The following is a 12801-nucleotide window of genomic DNA, read 5'->3' as shown; positions in this document are numbered from 1 at the left end:
TAGCCAGCCAGCTAAAGCGCTGATGCTGCCTACAAAGGTTCTACCGTATTGATATCTAAACTGGCTTGAAATTCCCGCTCCAGTTTTTGCAATAACGGATCGGTTTGTAAACTGTTTAACGCACTGGCCGCGCGCTCGGCTTTTAACCGCACCGCAGTTGCCGCCGGCGTTTCAGCGGTTAACTCACCGGGGCTAATGTCTACCAATACCGGCTCGTTGAAGTAAGCCGTTAATTGATCGGCCAGACGCGATTGATGGCCCACATCAAATAAATTGGCATTGGCTTGATCCAGCACAAAACGCAAGCGATTATCTTCTACCGCCACCAATTGACTGTTAGCCGCGGTGCTTTGCAACACCCCACCTATTTTCAGCTCGAGGTATAAACCTTGCCAATCACTGGGTTTCAAGGTCACCAGATGGTAACTGTGAACCGCCTCGGCTAGTTGAGCTTGCGAAACCTGCGCCTTGCTTGGGTTAACATCAACAGCAGGTGCAGCCCGGCCGGTTTGGTTATCTAGGGGCAGCGCGTGGGCTGGCGGTTGCGGCGTATTGGCAACAGGTGACGGCAGCGGTTGAATCGCAGGTTTAACGTCAACCACGGCGGGCGCCGGCACTACCGGTGTAGACGCCGCTACCGGGGCTTCAACGCTTGGAGCCAGAACCGAGCTAGCGACTGCCTGTACCGGCTGGGGTGCTGTAGGCGCTTGCGCTGACGTGGACAGGGGTTCAGAACCCGCGTCTTCATCGGCATACAAGTTTGACGCAGCGTGATCATCGTCATCCCAAGGCGGACTATCTGCCACGGCCGCTGGGTTAGTTGACGTTGGATTAGCCTCACTGCCAGACGTTGAATTCGGCGCCGGTGCAGTAGACACCGTTGATGCGGTCACTGGCGCTGGCTCAACCTGCGCTGCAACCAGGGCTTTTGCCTGCTCGGGCGTGCTAGGGGCACCGGCGCTAGGCGCTGGCGCGACCGATTTATCGGTTGCTGGCGACTCCGCCGGTGTGGCTGGCATCGCTGCAGCAGGCGTGCCCGCTGCCGGTGCGCCGAGCGCCGCCTTCGGTAGATCGGCAACACCCTGCGGCTTAAACGCCAGCATGCGCAGCAGCACCATATCGAAGCCGGAGCGCGGGTCGGGTGCCAAGGGTAAATCTCGGCGCCCAAGCAGCGCCGTTTGATAGAACAGTTGAATGTCTTCGGCGGGAATTTTGGCCGCTAAATCCAGCACCTGTTCGCGGTCGCCAAAACTGTTGTCGATGGCCGCGGGCAGGGCCTGCGCGATGGCGATGCGGTGCAGCACCGAGAGTAGTTCAGCCAGCGCGCCTTGGTAATCCGGCGCCTGCTCGGCCAATTGATTCACGGCATTGAAGATGGCTTGGCCGTCGGCGGTCGCTATGGCCTGCAAAATGGCATAGACAAACTGCTGATCGATAGTGCCGAGCATGGCGCGCACATCGGCCTCAGTCACTTTACCGTTACCGAAGGCGATGGCCTGATCGGTGAGCGATAAGGCATCGCGCATACTGCCATCGGCGGCGCGCCCGAGCTGCCAGAGTGCGGCATCTTCGCAGGGCACCAACTCTTTTTCCAACACAAACGCCAAGTGCCCAACGATGCGCTCAGGGTTCATGTTCTTTAAATTAAACTGCAGACAGCGCGACAACACCGTCACCGGCAATTTTTGCGGGTCGGTGGTGGCGAGCAGAAACTTCACGTGCGGTGGCGGCTCTTCCAAGGTTTTCAACAGGGCATTGAAACTGCTGGTGGAGAGCATGTGCACTTCATCGATCAGGTAGACCTTGTAGCGACCGCGAGACGGGGCGTACTGGACATTTTCCAGCAGCTCGCGGGTGTCTTCCACTTTGGTGCGGCTGGCGGCATCCACTTCAATCAAGTCGACAAAGCGGCCCTCGGCAATTTCGATACAGGCGCCGCATTTACCACAGGGCTCGGAGCTGACCCCGGTTTCACAATTCAAGCACTTGGCTAAAATCCGCGCGATCGTGGTTTTACCCACGCCTCGGGTACCGGTGAAGAGGTAGGCGTGATGCAAGCGATTGTGGTCGAGCGCGTTGATCAGCGCTTGCAGCACATGTTCCTGCCCCACCATTTCACGGAATATGCGCGGCCGCCATTTACGGGCGAGTACCTGATAGCTCATGAGTCTAAGTGTCTGATAATTCGAGCGTTGCAGTATATCTCAGCTAACCCAAAGAAACACGACTCAGGCCATGCCACCGGCTTGAGCGGCGAGCGGCTGTGACACCCCGGCCTGTCGCTGCTTTAGTGACTACCAGCAAGTGGCCGGCGCCGAAAACCTGCAAAGCTGGGCATAAGTCACCCTCAATCCTACCCAACAGGCACAACCAGCGGCCTATGGCCTCGACAGAATCTGGTAAGATCCACCTTCACCACCTAAGCAATTTCTAACTGACGACCTAGGCAATGAAAGTTTTCGGTATCACTGGCTGGAAAAACAGCGGTAAAACCACCTTAGTTACCCAACTTGTGGCGGCTTTATGCGAGCGCGGCTTTCGCGTATCTACCATCAAACATGCACACCACACCTGCGATATAGACCAACCAGGGCGGGACAGTTTTAAACACCGAGAGGCCGGTGCCAGCGAGGTCTTGTTGGCCTCAGGCAAGCGCTGGGCCTTGATGCACGAATTGCGGGAAGAAGCCGAGCCCGAACTAGACGATTTACTGCCCCATTTAAGCCCAGTAGACATTGTCATCATCGAGGGCTTTAAACTGGCCAAGCACCCAAAAATTCAAGTGATTCGCGCGCAAAACAATCGCTCGTCTCTGCCCGATGCGGTGGAAAATTTGCTCGCCATCGCCACCGATAGCGCCGAACTGAAGCCAGCAGACTACGGCTGCCAAGGGCCGCGCTTAGACCTCAATGACATAGACGCCATTGCCAATTTTGTCATCGCACACACAGGATTAACGGCATGACCTCAACCGCATTTGTTGCACTTAATATTGCCGTACTGACCGTCTCCGACACGCGCACTGACGCCACCGACAGCTCGGGCCAAGCACTCATCGAGCGCCTTACGGAAGCGGGCCACAAGCTGGTACAAAAGCGCATCGTTAAAGATGACATTTACCAAATTCGCGCCGCTTGTTCGACCTGGATTGCCGACGCCAGCGTCAATGTCATTCTCGTCACCGGCGGCACAGGTTTTGCTGGGCGCGATTCCACGCCCGAGGCCATCACGCCCTTGCTCGATAAAGAAATTACTGGCTTTGGCGAATTGTTTCGGCAAGTGTCTTACCAAGACATCGGCAGCTCCACCATGCAATCGCGCGCGCTGGCCGGGCTGGCCAACTACACGGTTATTTTTTGTTTGCCCGGTTCCACCAATGCCTGCAACACCGGCTGGCAAGTACTAGAACAACAATTAGATGCGCGCCATAAACCGTGCAATTTCGTCGCGCTACTACAACAAAAACAGCAACCATGAAGCTCCAGAAGGCTACGCTCACCAGCATCGACGATGCCCTAGCCGCCATTCTTCATCAGGCCGTACCCGCACAGAAAACTGACGCTGTGGCACTCGAGCAAGCGCTGGGGAAAACCTTGGCACAGGATGTCTTTTCCAGCATCGATGTACCCTCAGAAAATAACAGCGCCATGGATGGCTACGCCGTAAACATTAACGACTTAGGCAACCCAGCAGCGCTGAACCACGGCCTCGTCATTAGCCAGCGCCTAGCCGCCGGGCAAGCCGCTGCACCCTTGCAAGCAGGCACATGTGCGCGCATATTCACCGGCGCGCCCATACCACCTGGTGCCAATGCCGTGGCCATGCAAGAGGTCTGCACGCTAGAGAACGAAAGGGTAAAATTTCCTGCCGAACTGGAACTCGGCAACAACATTCGCCTTGCCGGTTCGGATATCGCCAAGGGCGGTCGCATCCTAACCAAGGGCCATCGCCTCGCGCCGCAAGATCTCGGTTTATTGGCCGCCATCGGCACGCAGTCGATCGACGTACTCAGGCCTCTTCGCGTTGCCATCTTAGCCACCGGCGACGAACTCCTTGCCCCAGGCCAAGCGCTGAGTGCGGGTAAAATTTACAACTCCAATCAGCCCATGTTGCGGGCGCTATTAACCAAACTGGGCGCTGATATTAGCTATTGCGACGTGATTGAAGATAGCCACGCGGCAACCCTTAGTGCACTCGAACACGCCGCGGCAAATGCCGACCTCGTCATCAGCACTGGTGGCGTGTCGGTGGGCGAAGAGGATCACGTTAAAGCCTGTGTTGAACAACTAGGCCGACTCGACGTGTGGAAGCTGGCCTTAAAACCCGGCAAACCGCTGGCCTTTGGTCACGTGGGCAGTACACCTTTTTTTGGTTTACCGGGCAATCCAGTCGCCGTGTTCGTGACGTTTTTATTGTTCGTACGACCCTTTATTAAAACTTTACAAGGCAGCCCGAGCCAGCCCTTAATAGTACCCATGCGGGCCAATTTTACCCGTAAAAAGTCTCAGGTTCGGCAAGAGTATTTGCGCGTACAGGTGCAAAATAACGCCAGCCTAGATGCCTACCCAGATCAAAACTCAGGCGTGTTGTCGTCCACCGTCTGGGCCAATGCCTTGGCGTTAGTGGCACCCCACACTAGCGTCAATGAAGGCGACCTTCTTCCCACCCTCTTATTCAGTGAGCTACTCTCATGACCAACATTTCAGATTTAGATCAACAAACACAAATTGAGTTAGAAGCGGCCGCTTTTCGACGCCTGCTCGCCCATTTAGATGCGCGCAAAGATGCGCAAAATATCGATTTAATGAACCTCGCCGGCTTTTGTCGCAACTGTTTAAGCAAATGGTATGTGAGTGCCGCTGAAGAGAAAAATATCAACATTGATTACGAAGCCGCACGCGAACGCATTTACGGCATGCCCTACAGCGAATGGAAAGAGAAGCACCAACAAACTGCCAGCGCAGAACAGCTTGCCGCTTTCGCCAAAAAACACGACTAACATAGGTTAGCATCACTCTCCATTACCATTGAAAGCAGGGACGATGATGAGTATTTGCGTCACAGATTTGTTCATTTACCCGGTTAAAAGCTTACGAGGTATTCGCCTAGAGCGTGCTCAGCTCGACATCCGCGGGCTAGAAGACGACCGCCGCTGGATGATCATCGACGACAATAATAAGTTTGTCACCCAACGCCGCCTGCCCACCATGGCGCTTGTTCAAACACAGTTAACAGACAGCCACCTGATTCTCAAAAGTGCTCACGGCGAATGCGCCATTGCACGCGAATACGCCGGCAAGGGCGCGCCGTTTAGCGCAGTGATCTGGGGCGATAACGTGCAAGTGCTGGACGAAGGCGACGCTGTTAGCGCTTGGCTCAGCGAGGCTTTAAATGAGAAGAACTCAGGCGAGCAACATGTAAATGAAAAAAATGTAACGAGGCAAAAAAAGTGGCGCTTGGTGCGCCTAGCAAACCAACCTAGGCCCATGTCTAAGCCTCAGTATTTAGGCGAGCAAACACACACGGTTTTCGCCGACATGGCACCCTTATTAATGGCCAATCAAGCCAGCCTCGATGCCCTAAACGCCGCACTCGCGGCAAAAGGCGAAACACCCGTACCGATGAATCGCTTTCGCCCCAACATCGTCATCACCGGCCTTGCCGCCTTCGCGGAACATAAGCTTGCCGGTTTAATGGGCCAAGGCTACAACATTCGGTTCGGCTATCCCTGTGAGCGCTGCGTGATGCCGAGCATCGATCAAATGACCGCAGAAAAACACCCCAGCATGGAGCCCTACATCACCTTGCGCAGCATCAACAGTATGCCGGCCTATGGCAAGGGCGAAAGCGCCAAACCTGCCAACCCCAAAGCTGCGGCGTTCGGCGAAAATGCTTATCTCGCACAGGCACAATCCTGTCTGGTATTAGTAGGCGACAAATTTCAGGTATTGCACGATGCATCGTGAACTCCCCAAGCCCTTGCTGGAAAAAAATAAACCCCAGCAAGCCCGTGCCATTGAAACCTATGAACGAATCTTACGGGCGGCCGCTGAACTACTAGAAGAGCGCGGCGTAGACTCCATTTCCACCAATAATATTGCCGAGCGCGCTGGTATTACCGTGCCGGCACTGTACCGCTACTTCCCCAACAAGTACGCCGTACTCTATACCTTAGGCGCGCGCTTAATGGATAAGCAAAACCAAGTACTCATGACTTGGTCGAGCCGATACTTCAAACCCGACAATGCCAATACGCTGATCGATAATTTAAGAGAGTTATTGCAGCAGACACTGGATGTCACCTTGAACGAGCCCGCCGGGCTAGCGCTGCTACGCGCTTTGCGGGCGCTGCCGGTAATGCAAGATGTACTGCTCGAATCTCACTACACCATGAGCCAATGGGCGGCCGAACACTGGGCTCAACCGCTAAAACTCGATACCCACCCCGACAACCTACGTCGCATGCGCTTGATCCTGCAAATGGGCACTAGCGCCATTGAGCTGGCCTTGGAAGATCCCGACATGCCCACCGACTTCGCCCTAAACGAAGCCACCGACATGCTGCAAATGTACTGGCGAAAAATTCTGCGTTAGTGCAAGGTTTTTTCAATACTAAAGCGCTCGCTGGACTGACTAAAAACACGAAATGCAAACAGTGTGAACAGAGCCGACAGCACCGCTTCAATGACACTGGTTAATACCGTGGACAGTGTCTGGCCAACATTCAGCGTTTGCAAAAACGAGCTGACACCAAAGCTCACCACAAACACCGCACTGTAGATAACCACCAACCCTGTTAACAACAAAGCGAAATCGGCTCGACTCTCTCGCCAACTTTTGACTACCGCCTGTTGTGGCCCCATACCGTTTAAAACACAGTACAGATCAGCGTAGGCAAATCGACTCATCAGAAAAAAACCAGGAAAAATAAGCAACAAAAAGCCAACAATACTGAGTAAACCCGTAACCAAATACAGCAGCGCCAAGGGCAGCCAATATTTCAACCCCAACGCAAAGCACTGAGATAGACTGCTATCGACACCGCGTAATTGCGCCGCAATAAAATGAATCAATGCGCCCTGATACAGCGGCGCAAATAGCAAACCCAGCACCAACCCGGCCCACAAGTTGCCATCGTCAATGTCGGCGCTCTGCACCCGCAATCCAAGCAACAGCTTCAATAATTCGAGTGGAATAATCACAGGGATAATCAGCAAGCTAATGGCCCAGAGGTGTTGTTTAAAGAAACGCCAAGCGTCTAACAATAATGGAAAAGCACTGGTCATAGTTTTCTCTGGACAAAATCAACAGTGCCACACTATACCTTGCACACCCTTGCCGACGAAATAACCTCGATAATTCAATGCGGCACAAACACCGTAATAGCCACTCACCAGCGTCAAGTAACGCAACCATAAAAGTACGTGCCATAAGATTTTGACACCACTCAAAAAAGGCTCCGAAAAGACAGAAAAGAAAAGCGCCAATCACAGCACCTCAGAAATCCTGCTTGACCATCATCAATCTATCACTTAACCTTAAAAGCTAGCATTAACTAACTTTAATGCTTTGACACGATAGATCCACGACCACAACGGATGGACCACCCATGTACTCAAGCCAGCGCGACAGCATCAAACGCCTAGCCCTCGCACTTCTGACCGGCCTACTTCTGCTCGGCTGCGGTGAGCCAGCGCCCACTGGTGCACAAGACCCGCGCTCGATGATGCCAAAAGACGCCAATCTAGCGGCTCTGTACCAACGCAGCTGCTACGCCTGCCACGTTAATGCCGGCAGCCGAGCACCACTAACCGGCGACGTCAACGCCTGGCAGCCAAGACTGGAACAGGGTATGGATCAGCTATTAACCCACGTCATCGACGGTTTTGGCGGCATGCCGCCACTCGGGCTGTGTATGGATTGCAACGCGGAAGACTTCGAGGCCCTCATTCACTTTATGGCGACGCCAGCCGAGGCCGCGCAACCATGAAGCCCGTAAAACGTCGCTCTCTACTCACACAGCTGGTGCAGCTCGCTACCCTCTCGGCGCTACCCATGCCGCTAATTGCCGCCAGCCGCCCTATTCCTTGGCGCAATTGGTCTGGCTCGCAAACTTGCCTACCGCAACAGCGTTTTGCGCCGGCATCCGTTGCGGAGCTACAAACTTTGGTGAAAACCGCCGCCGGCACCGTTCGTCCAGTGGGTTCAGGCCACTCCTTTTCGGCGTTAGTGCCCACCGATGACACGCTCGTCTCCTTATCGAGATTGAAGGGGGTTTTAAGTACCGAAGGCGATCGCGCCACAATCGCCGGTGGCACCCGCCTAGGTGATTTAGGCGATGCCTTGGCCAGTGCCAACCAAGCATTAATTAACATGCCGGATATCGACGAGCAAAGCTTGGCCGGAGCACTCGCCACCGCAACCCACGGCACCGGTGCGCACATCGGCTGCCTTTCCAGCTTTATCACCGACCTACAATTAGTCTGCGCCAATGGTGAGCTTCTACGCTGTAATGCCAACGCCAACACAGAGCTATTTAATGCCGCACGCGTTAATTTGGGCGCTCTGGGTATTGTCACCGAGCTAACCTTGGCCAACGTTAAACCCTACAAACTCAAACGCGAGACCGAATGGTTAAAAATCGAAGATATTTTAGAAAAAGTTGAAAATTTAGCGGAGCAGAATCGAAACGTAGAGTTTTATTACATTCCCTTCTCCGGCATGGGCTTTACCGATGTACACAACATCACCGATGACCCCGTGAGCAGCACGGAAAAAATAGATCAAAACGACGGCGCAGAAACCTTAAAAGATATCCGCGACTGGCTTGGCTTCAGTCCAAAAATACGCGAGCTTGTGCTGTCGAGCTATATGAAAACCATAGACAAAGAAATCAGCATTGCCGCGAGCTGGGAGAATTATACGCTCGAACGCAACGTGCGCTTTAACGAAATGGAATACCATTTACCGCGCAGCGAGGGCTTAAAAGCCGTCGCTGAAATCAGGCAGGTGTTAGAGAAAAACTTCTCCGAGGTGTTTTTTCCCATCGAGGTGCGCTTCGTCAAAGGCGATGACATTTGGCTGAGCCCCTTTTATCAACGCGACACTATTTCAATTGCCGTACACCGCTATTTTAATGAGGACTACCGCCCCTATTTCGCTGCTATCGAGCCAATATTTAAAAAGTACGGCGGGCGTCCACACTGGGGCAAAATCAACACCTTAAACGGTAAAGACTTTAAGGCTCTCTACCCGAACTGGCAAAATTTTTTAGCAGTAAGAAAGGCTGTCGATCCACACAACAAATTTCTCAACCCCTATTTACATCAGCTGTTTGGCTAACATCGAGCCAGAGGAACACACATGGGCCAGAAGCTCTCGCGCAGACATTTATTGTTAGCCTCAGTCGCTGGGGCCGGCGCACTCTGGTTAATGCGGCCAACGGATAAAGGCGAAAACCATAACCCCTATTTTGTACAGCTCAGTTCAGCCTTAAATGCCGCTCAACTGGCAACACCTAGCCTCATCATCGACAAACAAAAACTCGATGAAAATATCGCCACATTGAAACGCCACATTCAAACCCAACACCACTACCGCATAGTGGCAAAATCATTGCCCTCAATCCCTCTGCTGAACTACGTCATGAAAGCCACCAATACACAGAGGCTTATGGTATTCAACCAACCGTTTCTCAACCAAATTGCCACCGCCTTTGCCAACGCCGACGTACTCATGGGTAAACCCATACCGGTGCAAGCCGCAGAAAATTTTTATCGTCAACACGATCACGCCACCAGCACCTTTGATCCAAGCCTACAACTGCAGTGGTTAATCGATACCCCTGCCAGGCTGAATCAATACCAAGCGCTAGCGCACAGCAACAACCAAATCATGCGCATCAATATTGAAATAGATGTGGGTTTACATCGCGGCGGTGTCACAGACAAGAACACCTTGTCAGCAATGGTCGATCAAATAGAAGCCGATCCACTCCTAGCCTTGGGTGGTTTAATGGGCTATGAACCCCATATCGCAAAATTGCCCGGCAGCGCTAGCTACTGGCGAGATAAAGCCATGCAACGCTATCGAGCAGCGGTAGATTTACTGATTGCCAAATTAGGTGCAGAACGGGTGGCGGCGCTAACTTTAAATTGCGGCGGCAGCCCCACCTACCAACTCTACAGCCAAGGCAGCTTCCCCTTTAATGAGCTCAGTGCAGGCTCTTGTTTAGTCAAACCGCAAGACTTTGATTTAGCTAGCCTGGCCGACCATAGCCCCGCCAGCTATATCGCCACACCCATTCTCAAGCAAGCAATGTCAACGCAAATTCCCGGTATCGACCTCGGTAAAGCTCAAGCGCTGTGGAACCCCAATAAAGCCCAAAGCTTTTTTACTTATGGTGGTTACTGGAAGGCCACACCCACGTCGCCGAAAGGTTTAACGAACAACAACCTCTACGGTCGTTCCACGAATCAAGAAATGCTCAACGGCTCGACCACTATCGCGCTCGCAGCCGATGATTGGATTTTCCTCAGACCCAATCAAAGCGAATTCGTGTTTTTACAGTTTGGCGACATTGCGCTTTACGATGGTGAGAAAATAGTCGAGCGCTGGTCCGTATTCGCCAATAGCTGAGGCGTAAATCGATACGGCATTAATGAGTAGGCGCGCAAAAAAAATAGACTAAAGACTACCCTTGTGCGGTTTGCCTAATTCTTTCGGCTGGGATGCGCAACTGATCGAGCAAATACACCTTGAAATCGGCCTCATAAGGCATTTGCGCTAGGGCCTTCTCCATACACAACAACCACGCATCGCGCTCGACTTCGGTTACCCGTAGATGGCTGTGCACTTTGGGAATATTAATGGGCCCGTAGGTTTCTGAAAATAAGCGCGGACCACCCAACCAGCCGCACAAAAACCGAGTTAACTTATCCCGCCGAATTAGCTGTTCATCGGTGTGCATCTCGTGAATGTCTTTCGCTTCGGAAATGCTTGCCATGATGTCGTAAAAAATTCCGACAAGCTGCTTAACACCTTCATAACCGCCAGCGGAAATAAATGAGTTATCCATGAGTCCATAGGGCTTTTTTGCAGTGATCACCGAGCGCGCCTTTTAAAAAAACTGGGGCTGCATCATACGTTGGGATTATGAGGCTAGCAAGGTGATGGAAATTTTAATGAGTTAGCACTAGAGCAAACCATTTGGTAGCTCGCAGATAGAAAACCTCCCAAAAAAACGTACAGAATGCCGCCCAAATAAAACTGGCACGATACTTGCTGAATGTCGACAGCTTGGAAAATAGTTTTGCAAGCCATTCATCTATGAAAAAATTATCAATAAGGAAATTGATATGAAAAGGAATACTCTACTCGCCCTCGGCTTAACGTCCACTGCATTTTTCTGCCACACCGCCAGCGCGCTGGTTGTAACGCCTGAAAACGACGGTGCACTGCTCGCTGGTGATATCGTTGGCAGCGGAATTTCTGTCTCCAACATTAGCTATGTCGGTGCAAATGGTGCGTCGGGATTTTTTACAGACGGCCTAAGCTCTGGCTTAGGATTTGACACCGGCGTACTACTCACAACCGGCAGCGCTGCCGGTGCCGTTGGGCCTAACAACAACTCTGGCTTAAGCACCAATAACGGTTTTGCAGGTGATACTGACTTATCAGCGCTCTCTGGTTACCCAACCTTGGATGCCACAACATTGAGTTTCGATTTCGAATTTGATGGCGGCTTAGGCGGCGACTTGTACTTCAACTTCATATTCGCCTCGGAAGAATACAATGAATATGTGAACTCACAGTTCAACGACATATTTGCACTTTATGTCGACGGTATTAACGTGGCGTTATTACCTGACCTAACCCCCATTGCCATTAATAATGTTAACAATGGCAGCAACGCCAGCTATTACAATGACAATGAGTCAGGCACCTACAACCTGCAGTACGATGGTTTCACCAAGGCGTTTAACGTTGCACTGAAGGGAATGTCTAGCGGCGTGCACACAATGAAATTCGCCATAGCCGATGGCAGCGACTACATTCTAGATTCAGGTATTTTCATTCAGGCGTCTTCCTTCTCTAACACGCCGGTTGACGTGCCAGAACCAGGCTCACTGTTACTCTTGTCCTTTGGCTTGATTGGCTTAGGCTGGGCGAGACGACGCACCAATAAGGCTGAATAGTTGATCACTTAGCGCCTGCTATAAAAGTGCCTAGCCTTGCGCTAGGTGCTTTTATTTCGATTCCATCATCCCTATTCCTCGCCCCACTTATTTACAACTCATTTAATATACGTGCTTTTTCAGCCTCTTGCTGCTCGATATTCTCGCGCAGAGACTGCAGTATTTTGTCTTGTTCAGGCACCTTATCTACCGGCTTTTGTGCAGGTATAACGTTCGCCAGTGGCGCCAATTTTAGCTTGTCACTTACGCCACCTTCTGGCGGCGTTTCACTGAAATGCGTAACACCTTGATCATCAACCCAACGGTAAATTTCTGTCGTATCACTCATACTGGCTTTTTGTTCAGCCCCCCACCCATCACTGGGCACGAACTGATTAACGGTGTGCTCAACACTGCCTAAACCTTGCTGCACAGCCTGCTTAGCCTGATCTATTTCAACCTCGGGTAAGAGTGAGTAGAAAAAACCTCCCGCCGACGAATGCCCCAATAAGCTCCATGGCGCTTGGCCCGTTGTCATGTACAGCGCATAACCACTGACACAAAACATTAACACCATACTGAGTAAACTTTTTAAAACCCATTTAGCCATTATCACAAACCAACT

14 protein-coding genes are annotated in these 12801 nt (G+C 52.2%); 10 read left to right on the top strand and 4 right to left on the bottom strand.

Annotation, left to right across the window (positions count from 1 at the left end):
• Window positions 1-29 precede the first annotated feature (29 nt).
• Window positions 30-2165, bottom strand: coding sequence for a DNA polymerase III subunit gamma/tau (gene dnaX, locus ACGHTT_RS05320; protein ID WP_390593972.1), 2136 nt, complete (start codon window positions 2163-2165; stop codon window positions 30-32).
• A gap of 284 nt (window positions 2166-2449) precedes the next feature.
• On the opposite strand from dnaX, the gene mobB reads away from it, so the two are divergent.
• From mobB to ACGHTT_RS05290, 6 genes are read left to right on the top strand one after another with little or no spacing between them, the layout of a single operon-like run.
• Window positions 2450-2965 (top strand): molybdopterin-guanine dinucleotide biosynthesis protein B, encoded by a 516-nt coding sequence (gene mobB / locus ACGHTT_RS05315; RefSeq protein WP_390593971.1) that lies wholly within the window; start codon window positions 2450-2452, stop codon window positions 2963-2965.
• Window positions 2962-3477, top strand: a complete 516-nt coding sequence (gene moaB / locus ACGHTT_RS05310) for a molybdenum cofactor biosynthesis protein B (protein ID WP_390593970.1) — start codon at window positions 2962-2964, stop codon at window positions 3475-3477. The genes mobB and moaB overlap by 4 nt, the downstream gene beginning before the upstream one ends.
• A complete protein-coding gene (glp, locus tag ACGHTT_RS05305) occupies window positions 3474-4694 on the top strand; it encodes a gephyrin-like molybdotransferase Glp (protein WP_390593968.1) in 1221 nt (406 codons plus the stop codon). Before moaB ends, glp begins: the two co-directional genes overlap by 4 nt.
• Entirely contained in the window at window positions 4691-4999 is a 309-nt protein-coding gene (locus tag ACGHTT_RS05300; RefSeq protein ID WP_390593966.1) for a DUF1244 domain-containing protein, read from the top strand. Before glp ends, ACGHTT_RS05300 begins: the two co-directional genes overlap by 4 nt.
• A 43-nt stretch (window positions 5000-5042) precedes the next feature.
• Window positions 5043-5966: an MOSC domain-containing protein gene (locus ACGHTT_RS05295; RefSeq protein WP_390593965.1), complete on the top strand. Its 924-nt coding sequence runs from the start codon at window positions 5043-5045 to the stop codon at window positions 5964-5966.
• Entirely contained in the window at window positions 5956-6594 is a 639-nt protein-coding gene (locus tag ACGHTT_RS05290) for a TetR/AcrR family transcriptional regulator (protein WP_390593964.1), read from the top strand. Before ACGHTT_RS05295 ends, ACGHTT_RS05290 begins: the two co-directional genes overlap by 11 nt.
• Here the strand turns inward: ACGHTT_RS05290 and ACGHTT_RS05285 are convergent.
• The gene (locus ACGHTT_RS05285; protein WP_390593963.1) at window positions 6591-7286 is read right to left on the bottom strand and encodes a hypothetical protein; all 696 of its coding nucleotides are present in this window, start codon (window positions 7284-7286) and stop codon (window positions 6591-6593) included. The two genes, ACGHTT_RS05290 and ACGHTT_RS05285, sit on opposite strands and share 4 nt — an antisense overlap.
• 323 nt (window positions 7287-7609) lie before the next feature.
• Here ACGHTT_RS05285 and ACGHTT_RS05280 point away from each other — a divergent pair, with 323 nt between their 5' ends.
• Genes ACGHTT_RS05280 through ACGHTT_RS05270 form a run of 3 tightly spaced genes read left to right on the top strand, consistent with a single transcriptional unit; the run spans window position 7610 to window position 10638 of the window.
• Entirely contained in the window at window positions 7610-7990 is a 381-nt protein-coding gene (locus ACGHTT_RS05280; RefSeq protein ID WP_390593962.1) for a c-type cytochrome, read from the top strand.
• A complete protein-coding gene (locus ACGHTT_RS05275; RefSeq protein ID WP_390593960.1) occupies window positions 7987-9342 on the top strand; it encodes a D-arabinono-1,4-lactone oxidase in 1356 nt (451 codons plus the stop codon). Before ACGHTT_RS05280 ends, ACGHTT_RS05275 begins: the two co-directional genes overlap by 4 nt.
• A 21-nt stretch (window positions 9343-9363) precedes the next feature.
• Complete coding sequence (locus ACGHTT_RS05270; protein WP_390593959.1) at window positions 9364-10638, top strand: DSD1 family PLP-dependent enzyme; 1275 nt, start codon at window positions 9364-9366, stop codon at window positions 10636-10638.
• A gap of 55 nt (window positions 10639-10693) precedes the next feature.
• Here the strand turns inward: ACGHTT_RS05270 and ACGHTT_RS05265 are convergent, their stop codons facing one another.
• Window positions 10694-11107 (bottom strand): group II truncated hemoglobin, encoded by a 414-nt coding sequence (locus ACGHTT_RS05265; protein WP_390593958.1) that lies wholly within the window; start codon window positions 11105-11107, stop codon window positions 10694-10696.
• Between the two features lie 250 nt (window positions 11108-11357).
• Between ACGHTT_RS05265 and ACGHTT_RS05260 the strand changes: the two genes are divergently transcribed.
• Entirely contained in the window at window positions 11358-12197 is an 840-nt protein-coding gene (locus tag ACGHTT_RS05260) for a choice-of-anchor L domain-containing protein (protein WP_390593957.1), read from the top strand.
• Between the two features lie 91 nt (window positions 12198-12288).
• Here ACGHTT_RS05260 and ACGHTT_RS05255 read toward each other — a convergent pair whose 3' ends face one another.
• The gene (locus ACGHTT_RS05255; RefSeq protein ID WP_390593956.1) at window positions 12289-12786 is read right to left on the bottom strand and encodes a DUF4124 domain-containing protein; all 498 of its coding nucleotides are present in this window, start codon (window positions 12784-12786) and stop codon (window positions 12289-12291) included.
• Window positions 12787-12801: the final 15 nt, after the last annotated feature.

The organism is Simiduia litorea (assembly GCF_042853465.1).
Classification (GTDB): Bacteria; Pseudomonadota; Gammaproteobacteria; order Pseudomonadales; family Cellvibrionaceae; genus Simiduia; species Simiduia litorea.
The sequence above is the reverse complement of the archived record's forward strand: the minus strand, read 5'-3'. Positions and strand labels throughout refer to the sequence as shown.